Below are 25,975 nucleotides of genomic sequence, written 5' to 3' on the forward strand. Positions count from 1 at the left end.
GTCTCTACGGCCCGTCCCCCGGCCAGGCCGGCGGGCGCGGTCAGCCGCGCTTCATGAGGCGGCCGACGGCGGCCATCATCTCGGTGGCCATCTCGTCGGCCCGGCCCTCGGCCGCGCCCTCGTGCATGCAGTGCCGGGCGTGCCCGTCGAGCAGGCCGAGGGCGACCTTGTCGAGGGCGGCCTGGATCGCGGAGATCTGGGTGAGCACGTCGATGCAGTAGCGGTCCTCGTCGACCATCTTTTCGATGCCGCGGACCTGGCCTTCCACACGGCGGAGCCGTGCGAGCAACTGGTCCTTGCTGGCGGTGTACCCCCGGGTCGGGGCGGGCGTCGGTGCGGTCATGCACCGAGAATAGCCTACCCCTAGGGGGTATGCTACGGTCATTGCGACGGGGATACCCCCCATGGGTATCTGATGCCGGAGACGGCTGTGGTCCGCCTCACGATTACCCCCCGGGGGTAGCGTGGGTGGGAGAGGAGAATTGCGATGGTCACCACGACGTACCAGGTGCAGGGGATGACCTGCGGGCACTGCGCCAGCTCGGTCAGCGCCGAGGTCGGCGGGATCGAGGGCGTCAGCGACGTCCAGGTGGAACTGGCCTCCGGCCGGGTCACCGTCACCAGCGAGGGCCCGTTGGACACCGACACCGTGCGCGCCGCCGTCGACGAGGCCGGTTACGACCTCGTCGGCGCGTGACGCCGCCCGCACAGAACCGAGGTACCCGATGAACACGGCGACGAAGCTGAGCGGTTTCGCCCTCGGGCTCGCGGCGGTGTTCGGCGCGGCGTACGGGGTCGGCCGGGTGGCCGGCCCCGTCGCCCCGGCCGCCGAGACCCGCCACGATGCCGGTGACCCCGACCACAGCAGCGCCGCGCAGCCCTCCGGCGGCGCGCACTCCTCCACCGACGATCCCGCGCCCCACCTGCCCGGCGGGCTGCTCGTCTCCGACCGGGGCTACACCCTCGCCCCGGTGGCCGCGCCGGCCGGCGAGTTCGCCTTCCGGATCACCGGCCCCGACAATGCCCCCGTCACCCGTTACGACGTCGCGCACGACAAGCGGATGCACCTGATCGTCGCGCGGCGGGACCTCTCCGGGTTCCGGCACGTCCACCCGGAGCTGGCTTCGGACGGCACCTGGCGGGTCGCTTCCCCGCTCGGCGGCCCGGGCGTCTGGCGCGCGTTCGCGGACTTCACCCCCACCGGCGGCCCGGCGCTGACCCTCGGCGTCGACGTCACCGTGCCCGGCCCGGTCGACACCCGGCCGCTGCCCGCGCCGGCGACCAGCGCCACGGCCGACGGCTACACCGTCGCCCTGGCCGGCTCGCCGCAGCCGGGCCGCGCCACCGAGCTGACCCTGACCGTGAGCCGGGACGGCACGCCGGTCACCGACCTGCAGCCCTACCTCGGCGCGTACGGGCACCTGGTGGCGCTGCGCCAGGGGGACCTGGCTTACCTGCACGTGCATCCCGAGGGCGCACCCGGGGACGGGCGGACCCCGGCCGGGCCGGCGGTGACGTTCTCCGCGGAGTTCCCCTCGGCCGGCGCGTACCGGCTCTACCTCGACTTCCGACACGGCGGGGCGGTGCACACGGCCGAGTTCACGGTCGTCGTGGGCGTCCCCGCCGTGCCCACCGGCCCGGCGACGAGCACGCCGGCCGCCACCACCAGCCCGACCGCCACCGCCCCGACCGCCACCGGCACCCCGAGCGCGGGTGCCGGGCACGGGGTCCCCGGGCACGGGCACAACTGACAGGAGGGCTGCGATGACTTCGCCCACGCGGCCGTTGCAGGTTGCAGCGAACCGGATCGAACTGGCGATCGGCGGGATGACCTGCGCGTCCTGCGCCGCCCGGATCGAGAAGAAGCTCAACCGGATGGACGGCGTGACCGCCACGGTCAACTACGCCACCGAGAAGGCCTCCGTCTCGTACGCAAACGACGTCACCCCGGGCGACCTGATCGCCACGGTGGAGAAGACGGGGTACACCGCCGTCGTGCCGCCCCCGCCCGCCCGGGCCGGTGCGGAGCCCGCCGCCGAGCCGGTCGACGAGCTGCGCGGACTGCGTACCCGGCTGTGGGTGTCGGTCGCGCTGGCCGTGCCGGTGATCGTGCTTGCCATGGTCCCGGCCTGGCAGTTCGACTACTGGCAGTGGCTGTCGCTGACCCTGGCCGCCCCGGTCGTGGTCTACGGCGGCCTGCCCTTCCACCGGGCCGCGCTCATCAACCTGCGGCACGGCGCGGCGACCATGGACACGCTCGTCTCGCTGGGCACCCTGGCCGCGTTCGGCTGGTCGCTGTGGGCGCTGTTCCTCGGCGACGCCGGGATGCCCGGCATGACCCACCCGTTCCGGTTCGACATCACCCGCACCGACGGAGCCGGCAACATCTACCTGGAGGCCGCCGCCGGGGTGACCGCGTTCCTCCTCGCCGGCCGGTACTTCGAGGCGCGGTCCAAGCGGACCGCCGGGACGGCGCTGCGCGCCCTGCTGGAGCTGGGCGTCAGGGACGTCGCCGTGCTGCGCGGCGGGGTGGAGACCCGTGTCCCGGTGGACCAGCTCGCGGTGGGGGACCGGTTCGTGGTCCGCCCCGGCGAGAAGATCGCCACCGACGGGGTGGTCGAGGACGGCACGTCGGCCGTCGACGCCAGCATGCTCACCGGCGAGTCCGTCCCGGTCGAGGTCGGCCCCGGCGACACTGTGGTCGGCGCGACCGTGAACGCCGGCGGCCGTCTGGTGGTCACCGCGACCCGGATCGGCGGCGACACCCAGCTGGCCCAGATGGCGAGGCTGGTCGAGCAGGCCCAGACCGGCAAGGCGGCCGTGCAGCGGCTGGCCGACCGGATCTCCGGGGTGTTTGTCCCGATCGTGATCGCGCTGGCCGCCGGCACGCTGGGCTGGTGGCTCGGCTCCGGGGCCGGCCCCACCGCCGCGTTCACCGCCGCCGTGGCGGTGCTGATCATCGCCTGCCCGTGCGCCCTCGGCCTGGCCACGCCGACGGCGCTGCTGGTCGGCACCGGGCGGGGCGCCCAGCTCGGCATCCTGATCAAGGGCCCGGAGGTGCTGGAGTCCACCCGGCAGGTGGACACCGTGGTGCTGGACAAGACCGGCACCGTCACCACCGGGCGGATGACCCTGGTCGACGTGCTCCCCGCCGACGGCGGGGACGCCGCCGAGCTGTTGCGGCTGGCCGGGGCGCTGGAGGCCGCCAGCGAGCACCCGATCGCCCGGGCCGTCGCCGCCGGGGCCGCCGACGCGGGGCCGCTCGCCCCGGTCACCGGCTTCGCCAACGTCGAAGGGCTCGGCGTCACCGGGACCGTCGAGGGCCGCGAGGTGACCGTCGGCCGGCTGCGGCTGCTGCGGGAGCGCGGACTCGACGTACCGGAGGAGGTCGAACGGGCGGTGACCGGCGCGGAGGCCGCCGGGCGGACGGCCGTGCTGGCCGGCTGGGACGGGCGTGCCCGGGGCGTGCTCGCGGTGGCCGACGCGGTCAAGCCGACCAGCGCGGCGGCGGTCGCCGGGCTGCGCGCCCTCGGCCTGACCCCGGTGCTGCTCACCGGCGACAACGCCACGGTGGCGAAGGCGGTGGCCGCCGAGGTCGGCATCGCCGAGGTGACCGCCGAGGTGCTGCCCGCCGACAAGGTGGACGTGGTGAAGCGGCTCCAGGCCGAGGGCCGGACCGTGGCCATGATCGGCGACGGGATCAACGACGCCGCCGCCCTGGCCCAGGCCGATCTGGGCCTGGCCATGGGCACCGGCACCGACGTGGCGATCGAGGCGAGCGACCTGACGCTGGTCCGGGGCGACCTGACCGCCGCCGTGGACGCGATCCGGCTGTCCCGCCGCACCCTGGCGATCATCAAGGGCAACCTGTTCTGGGCCTTCGCCTACAACGTGGCCGCCCTGCCGCTGGCCGCCGCCGGCCTGCTCAATCCGATGATCGCCGGTGCCGCGATGGCCTTCTCCTCGGTCTTCGTGGTGGCCAACAGCCTCCGCCTGCGCCGCTTCCGGCCGGCGCACCCCACCCAGCCCTGACCCGGCCGGTCCGGCCCCCGGACCGCCGCCAACTCCGCAGCCGACCGGCCCGGCGCGGACCGGGTCGTCGAGCCCGTCACCGTGGGTGAGTTTTGCCCGGCGGGGATGGTTGGGCGACCGGGCGGCGGGGTACATCCAGGGCGTCGGAGAACAGGCAAAACCGCAACGCTGGAGGTTCGCATGGGTATCGACGACAAGATCGCCAACACGTCCGAGAACGCGGCCGGCAAGCTGAAGGAAGGCGCCGGGCGGGCCACCGACAACGAGCGGCTGGAGGCCGAGGGTCGCAACGACCAGGCCGGCGCCAAGCTGAAGCAGGCTGGCGAGAAGATCAAGGACGCCTTCAAGAGCTGAACCAGCTCGTACCCGCGCCGGGCCGGCCATCGCCGGCCCGGCGTGCTGCGTGCCGATGGCCGGTGTCCCGCGCGGGTGGCCGTGTCCCGCAGCCGGCCGGTGGGCGTGCCCCCGTGCCGATGGGCACGGTCCGTGACATCGTCCGGCATGCTGGGACGGTCCACAACCGAACGGGGAGAACATGTCTCGTCATGCCGTGACCGCCCTCCGTGCCACCGCCCTGCTGACGCTGGCGGCGCTCGCCGCCGGCTGCCAGTCGGCGGAGGACGGCACAGAGCCGGCCGCCGCACCCGCCACCAGCGCCTCGACCGCGCCGACCGGGACCGCCGCGCCGACCCCGTCGGAGTCGCCGTCCGCCGTCACGGCCGCCAACACCGACGAGGTCTGCCGCGCGGTCGACAAGCTGATCCTCACCGGGAGCAAGAAGATCGTCGCGGACTCGGCGGACGCCACCCGCGACGAGGCGACGAACGAGGAGCTCGACGCCCGGCTCAAGCGGACCCTCGCGGGACTGGCCGACGACGTACGCGAGCAGGCATCCCGGGCCGAGGACCCGCAGATCGAGGCGCTGATCACGTCCACCGCGAAGCAGCTCGACGCGGGCGCCCGATCGGCCAGCCCGGTGAAGTGGATGAGTGCCACCTTCGTGAACATCCCGCCGAAGCTGGCCCGGGAGTGCCGGGCCTGACGGATCCTGCTCAGGTGTGGACCCTCGCTCGGCACCGAAGGTCCACACCTGAGGCCCCAGCAGGTACGCCTGGACGGCGGCCTGCACGGGCCACCGGCGGCCGGACCGGCGGGTCCGATCGGTGCGCGGATCAGCGGTCGGCGCGGCGGGCGGGCCCGGGGCGGGCGGGCCGGTGGCCGGCGGGCAGTGGCCGGGACGGGCGGCCGGCCGGGTCCAGTGACGCCCGGTCGGCGGCCGAGGTGCCGGAGGACCAGCCCTCCTCGTCGGCGACCGTGAGCCGTTTGCTGGTGACCCCCGGGAAGAGGTCGTCCAGCCGCTCCCGCACCGCCTCTGTGCGGGACGCGAGCACCGGCAGCAGCCGCTCCGCCCCCTGTTCCCGGGCCGCCTCCCGGCTCGCCTCGTCGGTGGCGGAGCGCAGCCGTTCGCCGATCCGCAGCGCGAACGCGTTGAGGAACGACTCGTCGTACGCCTTCGTCCGCCGGCTGCCGCCCGTGGACCGGCGCTCGGTCCGGCCACGCAGCATCGCGGCGGTGGCCTGCACCAGCAGCGACGTGTAGATCAGCTCGGCGGCGGCCAGGTCGGCCGGGAAGCCGAGCACGGTGGCGAATTCCAGGTCGTCGGACCAGACGGACTCGCACCGGTTCGCCGCCGCCACCTCCTGCACCAGCAGCGCCTTCGCCCCCGGGTACGGCGGCTCCGTGCCGAGCCGGACGCCGCCGGGCACGTCGGCCCGCTCGGCGGTCGCGGCGACCAGGGCGACGTCGAGGCTGTGCCGGGTCATCAGCTCCTGCGCCTTGCCGGTCAGCGCCTCCGCCTCCGCCGGGAAGGTGGTCGACTCGGCCTTGGCCAGCAGGGCCCGCACCCGGTCGAGCATCCGCGACCCGCTGCCACCGGCCGGGACGGCCGCCGCAGCGGCGGCCGTCCCGGGCGGCGGGCGGAGCACCGCGATCGGGGGCAGCCCCTCGACCAGCGCCAGCACGTCCACCGCGTCGCGCAGGGCGGCGATCCGGTCGGTGCCTTCTCGGGCCGCCCAGGACGTCAGGTACCGACGGTCGTCGTCCCACCACACGACCGCGTCGAGGCCGGCGAGCTGGTCGTCCCACCAGCCGGGGACCGGACCGGGCAGGTCCCGGCGCTCGACGGCGGCCAGGTCGACCACCAGCCGTCCGGCCGGCGGGCCGAGCCGGCGGGCCGCGATCCGGACCAGGTCCGCCGGCTGCCAGCCCCGGGGCCAGAGCCGGCCCACGCCACGCACCAGGCGGGCCGCCAGGGCGGCGTCCACCGCCGCCGGGCCGTCCGCGACACCCGCGCCGACCACCAGCCGGTCGAGCTGCCGCTCCGCCGCGCGTACGTCGGTGCCGCGCGCCGCCGCGAGGGCGTCGGCGACCAGCTCGTCGGCGTCCGGCACGGTGTCCTCCGTTAGTTCGGGTCCCCGGTGTTCGGCCGGCGGCTCGGGGGCGGGCCGCGTGCCGGTCCGCTCCGGAAACCGTACCGCCGGGCCGGGTCGGGCCGGGCGTGAGCGCCGCCACGTCGGGCACGGACCCCCCGGGTCGGCCGGCTTCCAGGACACCCATGCCACCGCCGAGCACACGGCCGCCGCGTGTCATCGCGCCGCCTGCCGCCCGGGGTCACCCCCGGTTCCGGGGAAGACGGTGGGGTGGAGCCGAAGGCCCTGTTCACCGCCCTTCCGGCCGGTACGGCGGCCCATGCCGGCCGGCTGGCACGCGGCCCCAGGGGCGATCGCTCCGGGTGCCGGCTACCCTGGTGCGAACGAGCCGGCACCCGCCTTCTGCCACGAGGGACCGCTGCCGGTCACCGATCAGGGGGAGTGGTTCGTTGAGCCCCGCCACGCCGATGCCCGTTCCATGGTCGACGCCCAGTCACCTGTCGATCACCCCGCTCGCGGTCACCGAGGGCCGGGGGCTGCTCGTCGTGATCGGCGAGATCGACCTGGCGACCTCCGGTGAGCTGGCGGCGGCCCTGGCCGACGCCCTGGGCGGCCCGCCGCTGAGTGCGCTGGAGGTCGACTTCGCCGGGGTCCGGTTCCTGGACTCGTCCGGCATCCTGGTCCTGCTGCGCGCCCATGCCCGCGCCGCCGAGCAGGGCTGCCGGCTCACCGTCACCGACGTCCGGCCCGCGGTGCGCCGGGTCCTGGAGATCACCGGCGTGCTGGCCACGCTGGGTCTGGGCAGCGCGTCCCCGGCCTGCTGACGGCCACCCGCCGCCCCCCGGTCGGCTCACCGCCCGTCGTCCTGAGCCTCCCCGCGGGGGAAGGACGCCCAGATGTGCTTCGTGTCCTCCGTGGCGTACCAGCCGACCTCCAGGGAGAAGGCCCGGGCGAGCTGGAGGCCGCGACCGCCGGCGCCCAGCGGACAGGTGTCGGCCAGCTCGGGCACGGTGGTCAGGTCGTGGTCGGTGACGTCGAGGATGAACACGTCCTCGTCGCGCAGCAGCCGGACCGTGGTCGGCGGCAGCCCGTGCAGCAGGGCGTTGGTGGCCAGCTCCGTGGCGACCAGCACGACCCGTTCGGGGATGCCGTCGAGCTCCTCTTTCTCGGCGAGGGCATGCCCGGTGAACGCCTCGTGCAGGGACGCGCGGAGGCCGCGTAGCTCCGCTCCGGTGGACAGGGCCCAGCGGCGTACTTCTGTTGCGCGGGGCGGTGGCGGCGACGTATGCAGCAATCCCATGATCCTGGTTTACCCGTGGCGGCCGCCGCTCACACGACCTCCGGCGGTCGGCTGCCGGTCATGCCAGCAGCTTGCCGCCGGTCACCCCGAGCACCTCGCCGGTGACGTAGCTGGACTCCTGGGAGGCGAAGAAGACGTACGCCGGTGCCAGCTCGGCCGGCTGGCCGGCCCGGCCCAGCGGCACGTCCGCACCGAACGAATCGACCTTTTCCCGGGGCATGGTCGCCGGGATCAGCGGGGTCCAGACCGGGCCGGGCGCCACACAGTTGACCCGGATCCCCCGGTCCGCCAGGTTCTGCGCCAGCCCTTTGGTGAAATTGACGATGCCGGCCTTCGTGGTGGCGTAGTCCAACAGGTCGGGGGAGGGCTGGTACGCCTGGATCGAAGCGGTGTTGATGATCGTCGCGCCGGGTGCCAGGTGCGGCACCGCCGCCTTGCAGAGCCAGAACATCGCGTACAGGTTGGTCTTGAGCACCCGGTCGAACTGCTCGGTGCTGATGTCGGTGATCCCGCCGGCCTGCGACATCTGGTGGGCGGCGTTGTTCACCAGGATGTCCAGGCCGCCGAGCTCGTCGACGGCCCGCCGGATGATCTCCTGGCAGTGCGCCTCCTCGCGGATGTCGCCCGCCACGGTCACCGCCGTGCGACCGGCGTCGCGTACCAGTCGGGCCGATTCCTCGGCGTCGGCCTTCTCCTCCGGCAGGTAGGTGATCAGCACGTCCGCGCCCTCGCGGGCGAAGGCGAGGGTGACGGCCCGGCCGATGCCGGAGTCGCCGCCGGTGACGACGGCCCGCCTGCCGGTCAGCCGGCCGGTGCCCCGGTAACTCTCCTCGCCGTGGTCGGGGGCGTCGGGCATCTGCCAGGTCTTCCCGGGGGCGGACTGCCGTCCGCCGATCTGCTCGCCCGGGGTGCGGAACTGCTCCTGGGGGTCCTGCCGGTCGTGTTGGTCGTGGCTCACAGTCCCATTCCTCCTCGTCGCTGCTGCGTGGTACGAGTGGGGTGATTCCCCTACCAGGCCCGCCCAACCAGATCGCATCGCGGCAATTGTCGTCAGCCAGTCAGCCCGTCGGCAGCAGTCGGCCCGGTCCGGCGGTCCGTCGTTGTTTCCGTCCCGGACGTGGGCCAACCTCCCCGGGCTGAGAACGGGAGATTTGATCCGTATAAAAGGCCAGGACACGAATGCGACAACACGCGGCGCGCCCGACGGTCCATGATGGTGTTCGCGTCCGATCAGCGGCTCGCGGACCCCACGGGGAGGAATTCGATGAACGTCAATGCGATTGTTCCTAAAGTCAGCGTCGTGGTGCCGGCGTTCAACTCCGGGCCCTACCTGGAGAAGCTGGTCGCCTCGCTGCTGCGCCAGTCGCTGCCGCCCGGCGAGTTCGAGGCGGTGTTCGTCGACGACGGTTCCACCGACACGACGCCCGCCCGGCTGGACGAGCTGGCCGCCGTCCACCCGCACATCCGCGTGCTGCACACCGAGAACTCCGGCTGGCCGTCCCGGCCGCGCAACATCGGCGTCGCCCACGCCCGGGGGGAGTACGTCTTCTTCGCCGACGACGACGACTGGTTCGGCGATGAGGCGCTGGAGCGTCTGCACGCCCGCGCCGCCGAGCACGACGCCGACATCGTGGTCGGCAAGATGGCCGGGCACGGCCGGTCGGTGCCCCGCGAGTTGTTCCGCAGGGACCGCGCCGACGCGACCCTGGACAACTCGCCGCTGATCGACAGCCTGACCGCGCACAAGCTGTTCCGCCGGTCCTTCCTCGACGAACACGAGATCCGGTTTCCGGAGGGTCCTCGCCGGCTGGAGGACCACGCCATGGTGACCAGGGCGCTGTTCCTGTCCCGGCGCACCTGTGTGCTGGCCGACTACGTCTGCTACCACCACCTCCGGCGGGAGGACGCGGGCAACGTGACCGCCGGCAGGTTCGACCCGGCCGGCTACTACGCCAACCTCCGCGAGGCGCTGGACATCGTCGACGCGCACACCGAGCCGGGCCCGCTGCGCGACAAGCTGCACCGGCGCTGGCTGCGTAACGAGATGATCAGCCGGTTGCGCGGGAAACGGCTGCTGGAGGCCCCGCAGGACTGGGCGGCCCAGGTGGCGCTGGAGTGCGGGAAGGTGATCCGGGAGCGCTTCGCGCCGGGCGTCGCAGCCGGGCTGCCGCCGCTGCAACGGGCGATCGCGTCCCTCACCGCGCGGGACCGGCTGGACGAGCTGCGACGGCTCGCCGAGTGGGAGACGGGGGTCCGGGTCCGCGCCCGGGTCGACGAGCACCTGCCGGCCGGGTCCGCCGTCACCCTGACCGTCACCGCCCACCTGGAGTCCGGCGACCAGCCGGTCACCCTCGTCGTCTCCGACGGGCGGCACCGGCTCGCGCTGCCCGTCGACGGCGTCGACCCCGACCTGCTCGACGTCACGGACCGACGGTCCAAGGCCCGGCTCGACGTCGTCGCGCGGCGCAAGGACGGCGGGGAGGAGTTCTTCCTGCCGGTCGACCAGCGCGCCGAGGAGGAGCCGGTCCCGTCGGCCGGGCCGGGGCGGGTGCACCTCGTGCACCACGCCACCGCCCGGCTCGACTTCGCCACTCTCAACGCCGGCCGGACCGAGGGCACCTGGACCCTGCAGGCGCGGCTCACCGAGAACGGATGGACCGAGGACGTCCGCCTGCCGCTGACCTTCCGCTGCGCGGCCGACGGCTCGGCCCCGGTCCTGGTGACCCCGGCCAGGCCGGGCCTGCGCGCCCGCCTCCGCCGGGCCGTGAAGCGCCTGCTGGGTCGCTGACCTGCCCCACCGGGGGTCACGGTGCGGGGCGGGCGGGGGCGGCTGGGGTACGGTCCGGCAGGTGACCGTCCTCCGTTCGCTGCTGTTGTTCGCCCTCGCCGCGCTCGCCGAGATCGGCGGCGCGTGGCTGGTGTGGCAGGGCTGGCGCGAACACCGCGGCCTGTGGTGGGTCGCCGCCGGCGTGATCGCCCTCGGTGCCTACGGCTTCGTGGCCACCTTCCAACCCGACCCGAACTTCGGCCGCATCCTGGCCGCCTACGGTGGGGTGTTCGTGGCCGGCTCGCTCGCCTGGGGCATGTTCGTCGACGGGTTCCGCCCCGACCGGTGGGACCTGGCCGGCGCGGCCATCTGCCTGCTCGGCGTCGCCGTCATCATGTACGCCCCGCGCGACGCCTGACCGGCTCGACCGCTGCCGGGCGTGCCCCCGCCGCTCGCCGAGCTCGGCGGGGCCGCCCCGTCAGGCCGGTAGGGTGGCGCGGTGCGTATCTGGCGAGGCGTCTCAGACGTACCTTCCGATGTGGGCCCGTGCGTCCTTGCCGTGTGCGACGGATCGCAGCTCGGAGGCGACCGGCTGGTGTGGAGCGGCGTCGCGGAGGCCCGTCGCCTCGGGGTGGCCTGCGTGCTGCTGCTCCTGGTGCCCTCGCCGGCCGAGGCCGCCGCCGTCGAGGACGCCGGGCGACTGCTCGCGGGCCTCGGCGTCGACGCGATGTGTGTGCAGCCGCTCGCCGTCCCGTCGGCGCGAGGCGGCTGGGACGAGTCGACGGTCGCCGGCCTCGTGGCGAAGTTGCCGGCGGTGGCGTTGGTGCTCGACCCGGCGGCCGTCGCCGGCGGCGGCGGGGGCGATCCGGCTGCGGTGGGCCGGCGTACCGGGGTGGCCGTGCACGCCGTCGACCCGTCCGGGCGGCGACAGCCGGACCGGCTGTCCGCGGCGTACGTCAGGGAACGACTGCTGGCGGGTGACGTGGCCGCGGCGACGGAGGCGGTGGGCTGCCCGCACCGGGTGGCGGGGGTGGTCGTACACGGCGAGGGCCGGGGGAACGGCCTCGGCTTTCCCACGGCGAACCTCGCCCTCGGCGAGCATTCGGTGGTGCCCGGCGACGGTATCTACGCGGGTTGGTTCACGGTGGTGGACAGGAGTTGGTCCGACGGGGGCATGGCCGGGGGTGTCCGCTATCCCGCCGCGATATCGATCAGCCGGAACCCCACTTTCGCGGGCCGCCGGCGCACCGTGGAACCACACGTGCTCGACGTTTCCGCCAACCTCTACGGCCAGACGGTGACCACCGACTTCGTCGAGCGGGTACGCGTTCCCGAGCGCTTCGATTCGATCGAGGAGTTGATCGCCGCCATGCAACGGGACGTCGAGAATGTTCGATTGGTGTTGCGTGATATGAACCGCTAGTGCGGGATTCGGCCTCGGCACTCGGCTAGCCTGCGGGGATGGTTGTGCGATCGTCGCGTCGTGATTCCGGCCGGTGGCGGGCGCCGGTGAAGCCGAAGCCACCGCCGTCACTGGAGCTGGCGACCGCGGAGAGCGCCGCCGTCGAGGACGAGGCCACGTTCAGTCGGTTGGGGTTCTTCGATCTCGACCTGTCGGGGCGATCGGCGGACGGGGCCGAGTTCGCGCAGTGCCGGTTCAGGGGCACGGACCTGAGCGGTGCCCGGCTGGAGGGGGCGAGGTTCGCCGACTGCCTGTTCGAGAGCACGAACCTGGCGAACCTGCGGGCGGAGAAGTCGTCGATGCTGCGGGTGCGGCTGTCGACGGCGCGGATGACCGGCGTGCAGTGGATCAACGGCGCGGTGCGGGACGTGACGATCTCGGACTGCCGGCTGGACCTGTCGTCGTGGCGGTTCACGGACTTCTCCAGCGTGGCGTTCGAGGGGTGCAACCTGACCCGGGCGGACTTCCAGAACGCCGACCTGCGCGGGGCCCGGTTCACCGACTGCGATCTGACCGGGGCGCAGTTCTCCCAGGCGACGGTGACGGGCACCCGGTTCGCCAACTGCGTCCTGGCCGGGATCGGCGGGGTGACGAGCATGGCCGGGGCGATCGTCGCGCAGCAGGACCTCGCCGCCCTGTCGTACACCCTGGCGGGCGCGTTGGGATCCGCATCGAGGACGCCGACGGGGAGTGAGCCCGGCCGGGGCAGGGGTCCGGCGTCCCACGCGCGGCGCGCCTCGGCCGGGCGCGTGGGCCGGGCCGGTGTCGGCCCGCAGGCGTTGATCGGGGCGGGTCGCCGGCCCGGACCACGGGGCCCATCTGCCGGGCATACCCAGTTCCCCACCTGGACCGGTGCGAGGCCGGTGGGCGGCGGCGTTATCGAAACGAGGGCTTGACGGGCCGCGAAGTTTGACATTTGATAAATCCTGTCGACGCAGGAGGTCACATGTCAGGTCGTAACCGTCTCGTCGCGGCTGTCGCCGCGGCGGCGCTCGCACTCACCGTCTCCGGCTGTGGTGGCTCGGAGGAGACCGATTCCCCCGATGCCGCCTCCGTCACCTACCTGACCTCCTTCGGGACGTTCGGTCGGGACTCGTACGCCTACGTCGCCCTGGAGAAGGGCTACTTCAAGGAGGCCGGGCTCAACGTCACCATCAAGCCCGGCACCGGCACTGTCGACGTCATGAAGCTGATCGGGTCGGGGCAGGCCGACTACGGCACCGGCGACCTTTCCGGGGTCATCACCACGATGGCCAACGAGAAGATGCCGGTGCGCGCGGTGGCCGCCATCCACCAGAAGTCGATGGCCGGCATCGCCTCGCTGGACAAGGCGATCGACTCGCCGGAGAAGCTGCCCGGCTCCAGCATCGCGGACAGCTCCGGCTCCACCAACATGATCATCTTCCCGGCGTACGCCAAGGCGGCCGGCATCGACCCGAAGTCGGTGAAGTTCGTCCCGTCCTCGCCGCAGTCGCTGCCGCAGCTGCTCGCCGCCGGCTCGGTGGACGCGATCGGCCAGTTCGCCGCGGGCAAGCCGTTGCTGGAGAAGGCAGCCGGCGGCAAGACCGTGACAATGCTGCCGTACGCGGACAAGCTGCCCGACCTGTACGGCAACGGTCTGCTGGTCTCCGCCACGAAGCTGGACAGCGACCGCGCCGAGGTCGAGAAGTTCACGGCGGCGCTGGTCAAGGGCCTGGTCTACGCGGTGGAACACCCCGAGGAAGCCGCCCAGCTGCTCAAGAAGCACGACCGGACGGCCGACGAGAAGGTCGCCGCCGCCGAGCTCACCGAGATGCGGCCGTACGTCCTGGTCGACGGCGGGTCGGCCGGAAAGCTCGACCGGACGCGAGTGGAAGCGATGATCAAGCTGCTCGCCGGCACCGGGACCCTCAAGTCGACGCCGAGCGCCGACGACCTCGGCGTCTACGACATCGCAAAGCCGTAACTTCCTCTTCGACGGCGGTGCGCGCGGCCCGTTGCCGCGCGCACCGCGAGGGGCGAAACCATGATCGGAATTCGTAACGTTTCGCAGATCTACCGCACCCGGGCCGGTGACGTGGAGGCCCTGCGCGATGTGTCGCTGGAGGTCGCCGACGGCGAGTTCGTGGCGATCGTCGGGCGGTCCGGCTGCGGCAAGTCCACCCTGCTGCGGCTGGTGGCGGGCCTCCAGTCGGCCACCTCCGGCGAGATAACCGTCGCCGGCACCCCGATCAGCGGGCCCCGGCGGGACGTCGGCTTCATGTTCCAGCGCCCGGCACTGCTGCCGTGGCGGTCGGTCATCGACAACGTGCTGCTGCCGACCCAGGTGTTCAAACTGGACCGGCGGGACGCCCGGACCCGCGCGCACGAGCTGCTCGAACTGGTCGGGCTGAACGGCTTCGAGAAGCGCCTGCCGCACGAGCTCTCCGGTGGCATGCAGCAGCGGGTCTCGCTGTGTCGGGCCCTCATCCAGCAGCCCCGGGTGCTGCTGATGGACGAGCCGTTCTCCGCGCTCGACGCGCTCACCCGCGCCGACCTCACGGTGGAACTCCAGCGCCTCCAGATGAAACACGCCTCGACGGTGCTGTTCGTGACGCACTCGGTCGACGAGGCCGTGCTGCTCGCCGACCGGGTCGTCGTGCTCAGCCCGCGACCGGGCCGGCTGCGGCAGATCGTGGACATCGACATCACCCGTCCCCGTTCGCTGGGACACGACGGCCACTCCGCCGAACTCGGCGAACTGCGCGCCCGCCTGCACGACCTGCTCATGACCCCCGAGGAGGTGGCACGGTGACGGTCACCGAGCCCCGCCGTACCCGCCCCGACAAGCCACGCGCGGACGCCCGCTGGCTCCAGCACCTTCCGCCCGTGCTCGGCGTCGTGGCCGCCGTCGCCCTGTGGTGGGCGATCACGGTCGTCTTCGAGGTGGAGAGCTTCATCCTGCCGTCCCCGGTGCAGGTGGGGCAGGCCATGGTCGAGCAGGCCGACTACCTGTGGGACAACACCCTGGTCACTCTCGCCGAGACGCTGCTGGGCTTCCTGCTGGCCATCGCGGTCGGGGTGCCGCTGGCGCTGATCGTCACCGCCTCGCGGATGCTGGAGCGGACCGTCTACCCGCTGCTGCTGATGCTCAACGCCGTACCGAAGGTGGCCGTCGCGCCGCTGCTGGTGGTGTGGATGGGCTTCGGTCAGTTCCCCAAGGTCTTCCTGGTCTTCCTGGTCTGCTTCTTCCCGATCGTCATCTCCACCGCCGCCGGTCTCAGCTCCACCCCGGCCGACCTGGTGGAGCTGGGCCGGTCGTTGAAGACCAACTGGTGGCAGACGTTCCGCATGATCCGGATGCCGGCCGCCATACCGCAGCTCTTCGTCGGTCTCAAGCTCGCCATCACCCTCGCCGTCATCGGCGCCGTGATCGCCGAGTTCGTCGGCGCCACCGAAGGGCTGGGCTACGCGATCGTCGCCTCCGGCGCGAGCGCCGACACCGCGTTGGCCTTCGCCGCGATGATCCTGCTCGGGGTGCTGAGCGTCGTGCTGTTCTACCTGCTCGCCGCGGTCGAGCGGTTCTTCGTGCCATGGGCGGACCGGTCATGAGCGCGCCCGACGTCCCGCCGACGGTCCCGGTCCGGTGGCTCACCGACGCCGTCGCCTCGGTCTTCGGTGCGCTCGGCTTCTCCGCGCACGCGGCCGAACTGGTCGCCAGCTCCCTGGTGGACGCCGACCTGCGGGGAATCGGCTCGCACGGGGTGATGCTGCTGCCGATGTACGTCGACCGGATCAGGGCCGGCTCGGTCAGCCGGGCCGAGCGGGCCGAGGTGGTTCGGGACAAGGGCGCCATCGCGGTGCTCGACGCCGGCCACGCGCTGGGGCAGCTCACCGGCGACCAGGCGATGCGGCTGGCGGTGGCGAAGGCCCAGACGTACGGCGTCGGCGTGGTCACCGTCCGCCGGGCGTTCCACTTCGGTGGGGCGTTCCGCTATGTGGACCTCGCCGCCCGCAACGGCTGTATCGGCATCGCGGCGGCCAACACCCGCCCGCTGATGCCCGCCCCGGGCGGCGCCTCGGCGGTGGTCGGCAACAATCCGCTCGCGGTGGGCGTACCCCGCGCGGGCGGCAAGCCGGTGATCCTCGACGTGGCGCTGTCCGAGGCCGCGCTCGGCAAGATCCGGCTGGCCGCCGGTGCGGGCCGCGAGATCCCCGCGAGCTGGGCGACCGACGCGCAGGGGCGGCCCACCACCGATCCGGCCGCCGCGCTCAAGGGGCTGCTGCTGCCGTCCGGTGCCCACAAGGGATACGGCCTGGCCCTCATGGTCGACGTGCTCACCGGGGTGCTGTCCGGCGGGGCGTACGGCCGGGGGGTCCAGGGCCTCTACGCCGACGTGTCGGTGCCCAACGACTGCGCGCACTTCTTCCTCGCCCTGGACGCCGAGGCGTTCGCCGAGGACGCGGAGGAGATGGCCCGCCGGGTGGACGACCTGGCCGGCCAGGTGCTCGGCTCCGCGCTGGCACCCGGCGCGGAGCAGGTCCACCTGCCCGGCGACATCGAAGCCGGCCGGTACGACCGGGCGCTGCGCGAGGGCGTCGCGCTCCAGCCGTCGGTCTTCGCCGGGCTGGTGGAGGTCGCCGCCGGGCTGGGCGTGCCGCTCACCGCGCCGGGCAGCGCCGGCTGAGCCGGTCCGGTCCGAGGAAGGAGGAGGAAGTCATGCAGGCCAGTTTCGACGCCACCGGCGAGGTGCTCGTGGTCACCGGCGGCGCCAACGGGATCGGCGCCGCACTCGCCCACGCGTACGCCGACGCGGGCGGCACGGCCGTGGTGTTCGACGTGGCACCCGGTCAGCCGCACCCCGGCGGGCGGGTGCACGAGTACCGGGTGGACGTGTCCGACCGGGACGCGGTGCACTCCGCCGTGGCCCGGGTGCTCGCCGAGCACGGCCGGATCGACGCCCTGGTGGCCGGCGCGGCGGTGCAGCCCCGCTGCGACGTGGTCGACATGGACCCCGAGCAGTGGCGCCGCACGATGGCGGTGAACCTCGACGGGGTCGTCTGGTGCGCGCAGGCGGTCCTGCCGGACATGATCGCCCGCCGCTCGGGCGCGATCCTGGTCTTCGCCTCGGGCCTGGCCACCGCGGGCCGGGCACAGGCGTCGGCGTACGCGGCGAGCAAGGGGGCGTTGATCGCCTTCGCCAAGTCGCTCGCCGCCGAGGTGGCCGAGCACCGGATCCGGGTGAACACTGTCTTCCCCGGCGTGGTGGACACCCCGCAGTTCCAGCAGGCCAACCCGACCGGCGGGGAACGGGAGCACTGGCAGCGGGCCACCGGCATCGGCACGCCGGTCGATGTGGTCGGCCCGCTGATGTTCCTGCTCTCGCCAGCCGCGACGATGACTGGATCCACCCTTACCCGTGACCGGGCGTACCCGAGGAGCGAGGCGACATGAGCGACACGACCGAGCAGTTGCCGGTGGGAATCGTCGGTGCCGGGCCGGTCGGCCTGGTCACCGCGTTGGGCCTGGCCCACTACGGCGTACCGGTGGTCGTCTTCGAGGAGGACGAGCGGCTGTCGCTGGACACCAAGGCCGGCACCGTCCTCACCCGCACCCTGGAGGTGCTGCACCGGTACGGCGCCCTGGACGACGTGCTGGCCGGGTCGCTGCGCATCGACGAGATCGGCGAGCTGGACCGGGCCACCAACACCCAGACGCTCAGCGTCCGGACCGGCGACCTGACCGAGGACACCCGGTTCCCGTTCATCATCAACATCCCGCAGCACGAGCTGGAGCCGATCCTGCGGCAGCGGCTGGACGCCACCGCCCCCGGCGCGCTGCACATGGGGCACCGGCTGCTCGACTTCGTCCAGCACCCGGACCGGGTGGACCTGCGGCTGCGTACCGCCGAGGGGGAGCGGACCGTGCCGGTGCGGTACCTGCTGGCCTGCGACGGCGGCCGGTCCGTCGTCCGGGAGCAGATCGGCGCGGTGGTCGAGGGCGAGACGTACCAGGAGCGGTACATGCTGGTCGACCTGAAGGTCGACCTGGACGTGGAGAACCCCCGCGACTATCCGTACCTGGCCTACTTCGGTGACCCGACGGAGTGGATGATCCTGGTCCGCCAGCCGCACTGCTGGCGCTTCCTCTACCCGCTGCCGGCCGGGCAGGCCGAGCCGAGCCGGGAGGAACTGGTCGACAAGGCGCGGCGGTTCATCGGGGACACCAAGACCCTGGAGATCGTCGGCACCAACATCTACAACGTCCACCAGCGGGTGGCCGACCGGTGGCAGGACGGGCGGGTCTTCCTGCTCGGCGACGCCGCGCACCTGATCACGCCGATGTGGGCGCTGGGCCTGAACACCGGGGTCCTGGACGCCTCCAACCTGCCCTGGCGGATGGCCTGGGTGCTGCGCGGCTGGGCCGAGGAGAGCCTGCTCGACGGCTACCAGGTCGAGCAGGAGCCGGTCGCCACCAAGGGCTCCGCGTCGATGGCCGCGGCGGCGCGGGCCTACATGGCCCGCCGGGCGGACGACCCGGGGGTGATGACCGCCGGAAACTGGGGCAACGCGTTCACCCGGGCCATGCTCGGGGTACGCCTCGACGTGGACGGCACGGGCGACTGGTCGATGGTCGCCGCCGGCGACGAGCCGCTGCCGGTGCTGGCCGGGGCGCGCAGCCCAGACCTGCCGCTGTTTGGCCAGTCCGGCACGGTGCACCTGCATGACCTGGTCGCCGACGCCTTCGTGGCGCTGTACTTCACCGACCCGCGCCGGGGGCCGGCGCTGCCGCCGCAGGACTCGCCCGCGCTGCGGCACCACGTGGTGAGCCGGTGGGACGCGCCGCACGACTCCGGGCTGCGGGACCGGGCGCTGTTCGACCCGGGCGACCGGGTGCGACGCCGGTTCGGGGTGGCCGACGACACCCTGGTGCTGGTCCGCCCGGACGGGCACGTCGCGGCGATCGTCCCGTTCGACCCGGCCACCGGCGTCGACACGGCTGCCCAGCTCTACGCCCGGATCACCGGATGCCCACCGCCCCGTGACCCGGCCTGACCACACCCTCGTCTGCGAAAGGGATGACAATGAGTAACTACGGTCACGCGACCGCCCCGGACGGAAGCCAGGTCGAGCTCGGCGCCGTCGGCCAACGGGTGGTTTTCGAGAACGACCAGGTGCGGGTCTGGGAGATCAGCCTGGAGCCCGGCGAGCAGCAGCCCTGGCACCACCACCTCAACCCGTACCTGGTGATCGCGTTGGCGGCCGCCGACAACCGGATCGACGCGCTGGCCGGCGGCGACCCACGGCTGGTGCACGAGGCCGTCGGCGGGGTGGTCTACCGCGCGCCGGGGGAGGTCCACATGCTCACCAACCACGGCACGACCCGCTACCACAGCCGGCTCGTCGAGCTGAAGTGCCTCGGGGAGAACCTCGTGGCCGGTCAGGGCGACCGGTGAGCGACCTGCCACCGCTCGTGCCGGCCCCGCCGGTGCCGGCCGGCGTCGACCCGCAGGAGTGGGCCAACAACCTCTCCGAGCCGTCGAACTACGGCGGCGAGGCGGCCGACCGGTCGCGGGAGGAGTTGGTGCCCGCCCCGGGCGGCGTGGTGCTGGCCCGGTTCCGCGAGATCCTGCTCCAGACCGACGAGCTGGACTGGGCGGACAAGACGCTCGCCGGCCTGTCGCACAAGGCGCTGTGGCGCGACGAGGACACCGAGGCGTCCATCTCGCTGGTCCGGTTCCGCAAGGGATCCGGCATCCCGCTGCGCCACTCGCACGCGTCCAACCAGTTCATGTTCTGCCTCGGCGGCCGGTACACCTACGTGCCCACCGGGCTGACCCTCACCCCGGGCTCCTTCTACTGGAACCCGAAGGGCAGCCTGCACGGGCCCACGCTCGCCGAAGAGGAGAGCGTCCTGCTGGAGATCTACGACGGGCCGCACTACCCGACCCAGCCGCAGTGGTACACCGATCCGGCGGACGCCCGCTAGCTCCACCCTCGGAAAGAGAAGATGACCATGCCCAAGCAGCAGATCGTTTCCCCCGAGCTGGCCGTCCCGAACGGTCACTTCGCCCAGGCCACCCAGATCAGGGCGCGGGGCCGGATGGTGTTCGTGTCCGGCATGACCGCCCGCAACCGCTCCGGCGGGGTGACCGGCGTCGGCGACATCACCGCCCAGACGCACCAGGTCTGCCAGAACCTGCGCGCCGCGATGACGGCCGCCGGCGGGTCGCTGGAGGACATCGTGCGGGTGGACGTCTACGTCCGCAACATGGAGGACTTCAACGCCATCCACGAGGTGCGCCGGCAGTACTTCACCGGTGAGCCGCCGGCCTCGACGATGGTGGAGGTCTCCAAGTTCGTGAACAAGGACTACCTCATCGAGATCAACGCGATCGGCGTGATCGACGACGAGCGGGACGCCTGATGAGGCTCGCCAGCGTGCTCACCGAGGGCGGCCGGCGGATCGGGGTGGTGGACGGCGACACCGTCGCCGTGCTCCCCGCCGAGCTGGGCGAGCTCGACGAGGCGATCCGGGGTGGCGCGGACGCGTTGGACGCGGTCCGCGCCGCCGCGCGGCAGGTCGCGGCGGTGCCGCTGACCGAGGTCCGGCTCGACGCGCCGCTGCGCCGGTTCAACCGGGACATCCTCTGCACGGGCTGGAACTACTGGGACCACTTCGAGGAGTCGCGCGGCAAGCGGGAGGGGCAGGACCCCGCGGAACCCCCCAAGCACCCGACCTTCTTCACCAAGGGCCCGGACACGGTCGTCGGCCCGTACGACGACATCGCCTACGACCCGCGGATCTCCGCCAAGTGGGACTACGAGGCGGAGGTGGCGCTGGTCATCGGCGCGGACTGCCGCTCGGTGAGCGAAGCGGACGCGATGTCTCACGTGGCGGCGTTCTGCGTCGCCAACGACGTGTCGCAGCGCGACCTGCAACGCGCGCACGGCGGTCAGTGGCTCAAGGGCAAGAGCATCGACGCCACCATGCCGCTCGGCCCCTGGCTGACCACCGCCGACGAGGTGCCGGACCCGGCGGACCTGCGCATCCGGTGCGAGGTGAACGGCGTGGTGCTCCAGGACGCGTCGACCGCGCAGATGGCTTTCCCATTCGCCCGGATCATCGCCGAACTGAGCTGGGGGATGACCCTGCGGGCCGGCGACGTGGTGCTCACCGGAACGCCGAGCGGCATCGGGAACGCCCGCGATCCGCAGGTGTTCCTCAACGACGGCGACCTGGTGGTGACCCGGGTGGAAGGGCTCGGTGAGCTGCGCAACCGAGTGCGGCTCACGAAGCTGCACTGACCCCCGGCGGGTGCGGGGCGGCGCAACGTGGCACCGCCCCGCACCATTCCGCCGCAGCGAAATTGGTACCATTTCCAAAGCGCGCCGGTGCGTTTGTGGGATCACCCCGAAACACCCATGAACCAGGATCATGTCCCGCATGTTCCCGACGACGACGGGACGCGGACGGCATCCACCAGCGGCTTTACCCGGAGGCACACCGTGGCAGCAACGCATCGTAGAACCGTCCTGAGTGACGCCAGCGATGACGGTCGGGTCGGTGCCGGTGGAGCCGACGGGCAGCACCGCACCCTCGCCGACTCGGCGACCGCAGTCCTGCACGAGGCGATCCTCACCGGTCGGCTGCCGGCCGGCACCCCGCTGCGGCTCAACGAGATGGCCGACCTGCTCGGCATGAGCATGAGCCCGGTCCGGGAGTCGATCCGGCGGTTGGCCGCGATCGGCCTGGTCGAGGTGGTCCAGCACAAGGGCGCCTGGGTCATGCCGCTGACCGTCGAGGACGCGGTCGACACCCACGAGGCCCGGATCGCCATGGAGACGGCGCTGGTCGAGCGGGCGGCGACCCGGTTCACCGCCGCGGACGCCCGGCGCGCCGAGGCGGCACTCGACGAGCACGTCGCCGCGTCCGAGCGCGGCGACGCCACGGCTGCCCGCCGGGCGCACACCGATTTCCACTTCACCATCTACCGGGCTGCCGGTTCGCGCTGGCTGCTGCGCGGCCTGGAGCCGGTCTGGGAGAACAGCGAGCGGTACCGGTTCGCCACGGTCACCCCGATCGGGCAGAACGAGGAGCGGGTCCGGGAGCACCGGGCCATCCTCGACGCGTGCGTGGCGGGGGACGTGGCGGCGGCGGTGGCCGCCGTGCGGGTCCACATCCAGCATGCGGCCGACCGGGTGATCGGCAAGATGAACACCGACGCCGCGGAGGTGCCCGCGGCCCGTGAACCGGGGCGCGCGCGCACCGGCAGATGACCACCGGCCCCGGTCGGGTCCAACCGTTAAGGAAGCCCAGTGTCCGGCATCGACATGCACGCCCACCTCGCCCCCGACCTGCGCCCCGCCGACCTTCCCGGGGTCGCGGTCGACGGTGACGGCGCGGCCCTGCTCGGCGGCAAGCGGGTCGGCCCGACCGACCTGTACCACCCGGACCGGCTCGAGAACCACCTGGACCGGGCCGGGCTGGACGAGGCGATCGTCAGCGTGCCCCCGCCCTTCTACCGCCAGCGGCTGTCCGCGCCGGAGGCGACGGCGTGGGTCCGCGCGGTCAACGACGGCCTGCTGGCCGTGGTCGCCGACCGGCCCCGGCTCACCCCGCTGGCGTACCTGCCGTTCGAACACCCCGAGGTGGCGCTCGCCGAGTACGACCGGATCGCCGTCGACGACCGCTGGGCCGGGGTGGTCGGCGCCGCCGGTGGAGACGCCGGACCGTTGGACGGCTCGGCGCTGCGCCCGCTGTGGCAGCGCCTCGACGCGGACCGGCGCACCCTGCAACTGCACCCCGCGCACTCGGCGGATCCCCGGCTGGAGCCCTACTACCTGGCCAACCTGCTGGGAAACCCGGTCGAGACGACGGTGGCGGTGGCCCAGCTCGTCTTCGGTGGGGTGCTCGGCGGGTACCCGGGAATCCGGTTCGTGCTGGTGCACTGCGGCGGCTGCGTGCCGGCGGTGGTCGGGCGCTGGGAGCGCGGGCACACCACCACCCGGCCGGGCGTACCGGTGCTGTCGCCCACCCCGGCCGAGGCGGTGCGCACCCTCTACGTCGACAACCTGGCCCACGACCCGGCGGTGGTCGACCTGGCGGTGTCGGTCTTCGGCGCGGACCGGCTGGTGCTCGGCAGCGACTGGCCGTTCCCGATGGGCACCGCCGACCCGGCCGCCACGGTGACCCACCGGGGCGGGGACTACGCCCGGCAGGTGGCCACCGACAACGCGGTGCGGGCCCTGGGACGGGCGCCCGCTGGTCCGTGACGGTCTCGCGCACCGCCGGCCGACCCGTGTGGTGGTGGCGCGGGCGGCGGTGACCAGAACGCCGGGGTGTCCGGGGGCAACGGACCAACTTCCGACAGGCTGTGGATCGACCCTTCTGACTATGCTTGTCCTTGCGCCCGCGAGGATCGCCAGGTCAGTGGAGGGAACTTGATGAGCGCCGATCGGGACGAACTTCTGCCGTGACCGGGTCCGTTGCCCCGGTTCACGGTGAAACAGGCTCGGCTGCGCCACAACATGTCCGTCCGGTTGTCGCCCCGGCGGCGTCCACGCTCCGGTTCGTGCTGCTGGCCGCGGTTGTCGTAGCCACCAGTGGTTTCATCTTCCTGAGCGTCTACGCATACATCCCCGACAAGCTCCAACGCTTGACGGAGACGATTGGCGTGTGCCAGGCGGAGCGATCGACAGCGCCTGGCTGGAACAACGGTCCCCTGGTCACCGTTGAGGACGCCCAGAGATCCGACGCGGCCGATCGCCGGATGCGAACGTGCATGAGCCCCGTGCTCCTCGACCAGCTTGCCTTCGTCGGCGGCGGCATCGGCCTGCTGTTCGGCCTGGCGATCGCGTCGCACCTGTTGCATCCGTGGTGGATCGTGCGCCGACGCAGGTTGAAACGGTTGTCGGCCGGCACCTCGCCGAAGCTGTGGGAAGACCTGGACCAGCTCAGCCACGAGATGGGCCTGTCCCGATCCCCGGATTGGCGCCTCGCCCCCTTCGCGCGGACGGCCGGGGGGCAGGCGTTCGGTCTGCCGTGGCACCGCTACGTCCAGCTTGACGCCGGTCTGCTGGTCCTGCACGCCACCAACCGGCCGGCCTTTCGGGCGGTGGTGCTGCACGAGCTGGCACACCTGCGAAACCGGGACGTGGACAAGACCTATCTGACGATCGGCATCTGGCGGGCGTTCGCGGTCGTCGCCCTGTTCCCATACCTTGTCCTGGTCGTGCACCCAGAGTTGTTCCGAACGCCGTTCGGCTGGCATTGGCACGACATCGCCCTCGTGGCCGATCCGGGAGCGACCATCTACCGTCTCGGGTCACTGCTGGTGCTGACCGGGGTGGTGTATCTGACCCGCAACGCGATCCTGCGGGTCCGGGAAACCCATGCGGACGTCACCGCCGCCGCCCACCATGGCGGGCAGGTCGGCGCACTGCGGGCCGCCCTGGAGCGGCTGCCGGCACCGCGACACTGGTGGAACAGGTGGGGCCCACATCCGCATCCACGCCGACGACTCGACACGGTGAACAATCCCGGGCTGCTCTTCACCGCCGGGATATGGGAACTCGTCGGTGTCGGGATCGCCACGGGTCTGATCTGCTCCAATCTCGGCTTCCTGGTGGGCATCAATCTGTTGAACGATGCCGTGCTGGCCCTGGCAGTGGTCGGCTTCGTCGCCAGCCCGGTCGCCGTTGGTCTGCTCGCCGTGGCGATCTGGCGGGCAACCGCGAACGATCCCGTCACGGCTCCATCGGCGCGGACCTGGCTCGCCTGTCCCGTCGCTCTTGTCGCCGGTTTCGCGGGTGGTTCATTCCTGTCTCTTCACTCGGCGGCGACTGTTCGGATGGACGGCAACCTCGTCAGCCCGGTGACCTGGGTTGTTTCGACCCTGCTGTTGACGGCGGGCAGCGTACTGCTCGCCGGCTGGATCACGTCGACGGCGCGTGGCGTACTCATGGTGCCCGAGCCCGCGCGGTGGGCGATGCCAGCCGTTGTGGTGGTCGCCGCCTTCGTCGGCGCCGTCCTCTTCGCCGTCTGGCTGCCGGCCAGCCTGGTCGAGACCGGTTTCGCCGTTCACCGGAGTCAACCACCCGCGGTGGGCGCCGACATCGGGTGGTACGCCTGGCTCGCGACATGGACCGACGTGACCCTCGGGCCCGTGCACCGTCTGGTGTTCAACCCGCTCACGCTTCCCGCCCTGATGCTGTGCTGGCTGGTGCCGGTACTGGCGACCCGCCGAAGCCGGGTCCGTAGACCACCGGGGCACCAGCCGATCCCGTTGCGGGGCGCGTTCACCGCCGGCATCGTGGGTGCGGCGTGCGTGACCGCCATCGGCGTCGCATTGCCGTTCGCCACCAAGGCGGCGCTCCCCAGCCGGGTACGGCAGCCCGCAGAAGTGGACGGGGTCCCGTTCTTCGCGATCTACGACGCCGCCGGCATCACGATCGCCGCGGTCACCGTCGCGGTCGTGATGGCGGTTGTCGTCGCCCGACGCGGACCGCACCGGCCGGCCCTCGCCATCCTGGCTGGCTCGCTGACGGCGGCACTGTCCACGCTGGCGATATTCTTCGTGACCGACCCCGTCGCCTGCCACGTCAACGTGTGGGACTTCTCGCCGGCGCCTACGCGGTGTTTCGGCGTGGTGTACGCCCAGTCCTTCTCGCGGGTCGCCCACGAGATTCTGGTCCAGGGCGTCGTTCTCGCGATTCCCATCGGGCTCGTGGCCGCGGTGCTCGGCCAGGCCTATCGGCACCGCCGCCCATCGACCGCAGCCCCGCCCCCGCCCCTCGGGAGGCTCGGCCAAGCCCTGACAGCAGCACCCCTGGTCCTGCTCGTTGCCTTCAGCATCTGGCTGAGCCTGCGCGTCCTCCCACTTGCCTACCAGGTCTGGCTCGAACACGCGCTGGGCTAGGGAGCGAGAGGTCTCCCGGCCCGGATCTGACCACTCGCACAGACCCTGCGGACCCAACGCTGTGGCGGCCGACGACGACGGCGGCGGACCGGTGACCGTCGCGGG

General features: G+C 72.7%; 27 protein-coding genes. 23 read left to right on the forward strand and 4 right to left on the reverse strand.

Going from position 1 to position 25,975, the window contains the following annotated elements; genetic code table 11:
• Positions 1 to 40: 40 nt before the first annotated feature.
• The gene (locus OG617_RS16910) at positions 41 to 343 is read right to left on the reverse strand and encodes a metal-sensitive transcriptional regulator (protein WP_405102894.1); all 303 of its coding nucleotides are present in this window, start codon (positions 341 to 343) and stop codon (positions 41 to 43) included.
• A 144-nt stretch (positions 344 to 487) separates the two neighbouring features.
• On the opposite strand from OG617_RS16910, the gene OG617_RS16915 reads away from it, so the two are divergent.
• From OG617_RS16915 to OG617_RS16935, 5 genes are all read left to right on the forward strand, one after another.
• Positions 488 to 697 carry a heavy-metal-associated domain-containing protein gene (locus OG617_RS16915; RefSeq protein ID WP_405102896.1) on the forward strand — a complete coding sequence of 70 codons (210 nt, stop codon included), beginning with the start codon at positions 488 to 490 and terminating at the stop codon, positions 695 to 697.
• Positions 698 to 725: 28 nt separating this feature from the next.
• Positions 726 to 1,751 (forward strand): hypothetical protein, encoded by a 1,026-nt coding sequence (locus OG617_RS16920; protein WP_405102898.1) that lies wholly within the window; start codon positions 726 to 728, stop codon positions 1,749 to 1,751.
• A 13-nt stretch (positions 1,752 to 1,764) separates the two neighbouring features.
• On the forward strand, positions 1,765 to 4,032 hold the full coding sequence (locus OG617_RS16925) for a heavy metal translocating P-type ATPase (protein WP_405102900.1): 2,268 nt from the start codon (positions 1,765 to 1,767) through the stop codon (positions 4,030 to 4,032).
• A gap of 180 nt (positions 4,033 to 4,212) precedes the next feature.
• Positions 4,213 to 4,386, forward strand: a complete 174-nt coding sequence (locus OG617_RS16930) for a CsbD family protein (protein WP_161689222.1) — start codon at positions 4,213 to 4,215, stop codon at positions 4,384 to 4,386.
• Positions 4,387 to 4,582: 196 nt separating this feature from the next.
• Positions 4,583 to 5,074 carry a hypothetical protein gene (locus OG617_RS16935; RefSeq protein WP_405102902.1) on the forward strand — a complete coding sequence of 164 codons (492 nt, stop codon included), beginning with the start codon at positions 4,583 to 4,585 and terminating at the stop codon, positions 5,072 to 5,074.
• Positions 5,075 to 5,204: 130 nt separating this feature from the next.
• Here the strand turns inward: OG617_RS16935 and OG617_RS16940 are convergent, their stop codons facing one another.
• On the reverse strand, positions 5,205 to 6,482 hold the full coding sequence (locus OG617_RS16940) for a DUF2786 domain-containing protein (RefSeq protein WP_405102904.1): 1,278 nt from the start codon (positions 6,480 to 6,482) through the stop codon (positions 5,205 to 5,207).
• A 446-nt stretch (positions 6,483 to 6,928) separates the two neighbouring features.
• Here OG617_RS16940 and OG617_RS16945 point away from each other — a divergent pair, with 446 nt between their 5' ends.
• Positions 6,929 to 7,285 carry an STAS domain-containing protein gene (locus tag OG617_RS16945; RefSeq protein WP_405102906.1) on the forward strand — a complete coding sequence of 119 codons (357 nt, stop codon included), beginning with the start codon at positions 6,929 to 6,931 and terminating at the stop codon, positions 7,283 to 7,285.
• A gap of 26 nt (positions 7,286 to 7,311) precedes the next feature.
• Here the strand turns inward: OG617_RS16945 and OG617_RS16950 are convergent, their stop codons facing one another.
• Together OG617_RS16950 and OG617_RS16955 are read right to left on the reverse strand one after the other, a co-directional pair.
• A complete protein-coding gene (locus OG617_RS16950) occupies positions 7,312 to 7,761 on the reverse strand; it encodes an ATP-binding protein (protein ID WP_405102908.1) in 450 nt (149 codons plus the stop codon).
• A gap of 58 nt (positions 7,762 to 7,819) precedes the next feature.
• Complete coding sequence (locus OG617_RS16955; RefSeq protein WP_405102910.1) at positions 7,820 to 8,719, reverse strand: SDR family oxidoreductase; 900 nt, start codon at positions 8,717 to 8,719, stop codon at positions 7,820 to 7,822.
• 306 nt (positions 8,720 to 9,025) lie between these two features.
• On the opposite strand from OG617_RS16955, the gene OG617_RS16960 reads away from it, so the two are divergent.
• The 17 genes from OG617_RS16960 (at position 9,026) to OG617_RS17040 (ending at position 25,870) form a co-directional block, all read left to right on the forward strand.
• Entirely contained in the window at positions 9,026 to 10,549 is a 1,524-nt protein-coding gene (locus OG617_RS16960) for a glycosyltransferase family 2 protein (protein ID WP_405102912.1), read from the forward strand.
• 61 nt (positions 10,550 to 10,610) lie between these two features.
• On the forward strand, positions 10,611 to 10,946 hold the full coding sequence (locus tag OG617_RS16965; RefSeq protein ID WP_405102914.1) for a YnfA family protein: 336 nt from the start codon (positions 10,611 to 10,613) through the stop codon (positions 10,944 to 10,946).
• 141 nt (positions 10,947 to 11,087) lie between these two features.
• Entirely contained in the window at positions 11,088 to 11,951 is an 864-nt protein-coding gene (locus OG617_RS16970) for a riboflavin kinase (protein ID WP_405102916.1), read from the forward strand.
• A 38-nt stretch (positions 11,952 to 11,989) separates the two neighbouring features.
• On the forward strand, positions 11,990 to 12,886 hold the full coding sequence (locus tag OG617_RS16975; RefSeq protein WP_405102918.1) for a pentapeptide repeat-containing protein: 897 nt from the start codon (positions 11,990 to 11,992) through the stop codon (positions 12,884 to 12,886).
• Positions 12,887 to 12,936: 50 nt separating this feature from the next.
• Entirely contained in the window at positions 12,937 to 13,935 is a 999-nt protein-coding gene (locus OG617_RS16980) for an ABC transporter substrate-binding protein (RefSeq protein ID WP_405102920.1), read from the forward strand.
• 60 nt (positions 13,936 to 13,995) lie between these two features.
• On the forward strand, positions 13,996 to 14,763 hold the full coding sequence (locus tag OG617_RS16985; protein ID WP_396680317.1) for an ABC transporter ATP-binding protein: 768 nt from the start codon (positions 13,996 to 13,998) through the stop codon (positions 14,761 to 14,763).
• Positions 14,760 to 15,560, forward strand: a complete 801-nt coding sequence (locus OG617_RS16990) for an ABC transporter permease (protein WP_405102922.1) — start codon at positions 14,760 to 14,762, stop codon at positions 15,558 to 15,560. Before OG617_RS16985 ends, OG617_RS16990 begins: the two co-directional genes overlap by 4 nt.
• The gene (locus tag OG617_RS16995; protein ID WP_405102924.1) at positions 15,557 to 16,636 is read left to right on the forward strand and encodes an Ldh family oxidoreductase; all 1,080 of its coding nucleotides are present in this window, start codon (positions 15,557 to 15,559) and stop codon (positions 16,634 to 16,636) included. The genes OG617_RS16990 and OG617_RS16995 overlap by 4 nt, the downstream gene beginning before the upstream one ends.
• Positions 16,637 to 16,668: 32 nt before the next feature.
• Positions 16,669 to 17,403 (forward strand): SDR family NAD(P)-dependent oxidoreductase, encoded by a 735-nt coding sequence (locus OG617_RS17000; RefSeq protein ID WP_405102926.1) that lies wholly within the window; start codon positions 16,669 to 16,671, stop codon positions 17,401 to 17,403.
• A complete protein-coding gene (locus OG617_RS17005) occupies positions 17,400 to 19,004 on the forward strand; it encodes an FAD-dependent monooxygenase (protein WP_405102928.1) in 1,605 nt (534 codons plus the stop codon). The genes OG617_RS17000 and OG617_RS17005 overlap by 4 nt, the downstream gene beginning before the upstream one ends.
• A gap of 29 nt (positions 19,005 to 19,033) precedes the next feature.
• Positions 19,034 to 19,405 carry a cupin gene (locus tag OG617_RS17010; RefSeq protein WP_350883987.1) on the forward strand — a complete coding sequence of 124 codons (372 nt, stop codon included), beginning with the start codon at positions 19,034 to 19,036 and terminating at the stop codon, positions 19,403 to 19,405.
• Entirely contained in the window at positions 19,402 to 19,938 is a 537-nt protein-coding gene (locus OG617_RS17015) for a cupin domain-containing protein (protein WP_405102931.1), read from the forward strand. The genes OG617_RS17010 and OG617_RS17015 overlap by 4 nt, the downstream gene beginning before the upstream one ends.
• Positions 19,939 to 19,965: 27 nt before the next feature.
• Positions 19,966 to 20,376 carry a RidA family protein gene (locus OG617_RS17020; RefSeq protein WP_396680306.1) on the forward strand — a complete coding sequence of 137 codons (411 nt, stop codon included), beginning with the start codon at positions 19,966 to 19,968 and terminating at the stop codon, positions 20,374 to 20,376.
• Positions 20,376 to 21,257 (forward strand): fumarylacetoacetate hydrolase family protein, encoded by an 882-nt coding sequence (locus OG617_RS17025; protein WP_405102933.1) that lies wholly within the window; start codon positions 20,376 to 20,378, stop codon positions 21,255 to 21,257. Before OG617_RS17020 ends, OG617_RS17025 begins: the two co-directional genes overlap by 1 nt.
• 201 nt (positions 21,258 to 21,458) lie before the next feature.
• Positions 21,459 to 22,229, forward strand: a complete 771-nt coding sequence (locus OG617_RS17030) for a GntR family transcriptional regulator (RefSeq protein WP_405102935.1) — start codon at positions 21,459 to 21,461, stop codon at positions 22,227 to 22,229.
• 39 nt (positions 22,230 to 22,268) lie between these two features.
• Positions 22,269 to 23,225: an amidohydrolase family protein gene (locus OG617_RS17035; RefSeq protein ID WP_405102937.1), complete on the forward strand. Its 957-nt coding sequence runs from the start codon at positions 22,269 to 22,271 to the stop codon at positions 23,223 to 23,225.
• 299 nt (positions 23,226 to 23,524) lie between these two features.
• A complete protein-coding gene (locus tag OG617_RS17040; RefSeq protein WP_405102939.1) occupies positions 23,525 to 25,870 on the forward strand; it encodes a M48 family metalloprotease in 2,346 nt (781 codons plus the stop codon).
• Positions 25,871 to 25,975: the final 105 nt, after the last annotated feature.

This window comes from Micromonospora sp. NBC_01412, from assembly GCF_045040215.1.
GTDB classification, from domain to species: Bacteria; Actinomycetota; Actinomycetes; order Mycobacteriales; family Micromonosporaceae; genus Micromonospora; species Micromonospora rubida.

What these genes read in the sequence shown, in the direction of transcription:
- OG617_RS16910 (WP_405102894.1), bottom strand. Translation starts at nt 343, where the DNA reads ATGACCGCACCGACGCCCGCCCCGACCCGGGGGTACACCGCCAGCAAG.
- OG617_RS16915 (WP_405102896.1), top strand. Translation starts at nt 488, where the DNA reads ATGGTCACCACGACGTACCAGGTGCAGGGGATGACCTGCGGGCACTGC.
- OG617_RS16920 (WP_405102898.1), top strand. Translation starts at nt 726, where the DNA reads ATGAACACGGCGACGAAGCTGAGCGGTTTCGCCCTCGGGCTCGCGGCG.
- OG617_RS16925 (WP_405102900.1), top strand. Translation starts at nt 1,765, where the DNA reads ATGACTTCGCCCACGCGGCCGTTGCAGGTTGCAGCGAACCGGATCGAA.
- OG617_RS16930 (WP_161689222.1), top strand. Translation starts at nt 4,213, where the DNA reads ATGGGTATCGACGACAAGATCGCCAACACGTCCGAGAACGCGGCCGGC.
- OG617_RS16945 (WP_405102906.1), top strand. Translation starts at nt 6,929, where the DNA reads ATGCCCGTTCCATGGTCGACGCCCAGTCACCTGTCGATCACCCCGCTC.
- OG617_RS16950 (WP_405102908.1), bottom strand. Translation starts at nt 7,761, where the DNA reads ATGGGATTGCTGCATACGTCGCCGCCACCGCCCCGCGCAACAGAAGTA.
- OG617_RS16960 (WP_405102912.1), top strand. Translation starts at nt 9,026, where the DNA reads ATGAACGTCAATGCGATTGTTCCTAAAGTCAGCGTCGTGGTGCCGGCG.
- OG617_RS16975 (WP_405102918.1), top strand. Translation starts at nt 11,990, where the DNA reads ATGGTTGTGCGATCGTCGCGTCGTGATTCCGGCCGGTGGCGGGCGCCG.
- OG617_RS16980 (WP_405102920.1), top strand. Translation starts at nt 12,937, where the DNA reads ATGTCAGGTCGTAACCGTCTCGTCGCGGCTGTCGCCGCGGCGGCGCTC.
- OG617_RS16985 (WP_396680317.1), top strand. Translation starts at nt 13,996, where the DNA reads ATGATCGGAATTCGTAACGTTTCGCAGATCTACCGCACCCGGGCCGGT.
- OG617_RS16995 (WP_405102924.1), top strand. Translation starts at nt 15,557, where the DNA reads ATGAGCGCGCCCGACGTCCCGCCGACGGTCCCGGTCCGGTGGCTCACC.
- OG617_RS17000 (WP_405102926.1), top strand. Translation starts at nt 16,669, where the DNA reads ATGCAGGCCAGTTTCGACGCCACCGGCGAGGTGCTCGTGGTCACCGGC.
- OG617_RS17005 (WP_405102928.1), top strand. Translation starts at nt 17,400, where the DNA reads ATGAGCGACACGACCGAGCAGTTGCCGGTGGGAATCGTCGGTGCCGGG.
- OG617_RS17010 (WP_350883987.1), top strand. Translation starts at nt 19,034, where the DNA reads ATGAGTAACTACGGTCACGCGACCGCCCCGGACGGAAGCCAGGTCGAG.
- OG617_RS17020 (WP_396680306.1), top strand. Translation starts at nt 19,966, where the DNA reads ATGCCCAAGCAGCAGATCGTTTCCCCCGAGCTGGCCGTCCCGAACGGT.
- OG617_RS17025 (WP_405102933.1), top strand. Translation starts at nt 20,376, where the DNA reads ATGAGGCTCGCCAGCGTGCTCACCGAGGGCGGCCGGCGGATCGGGGTG.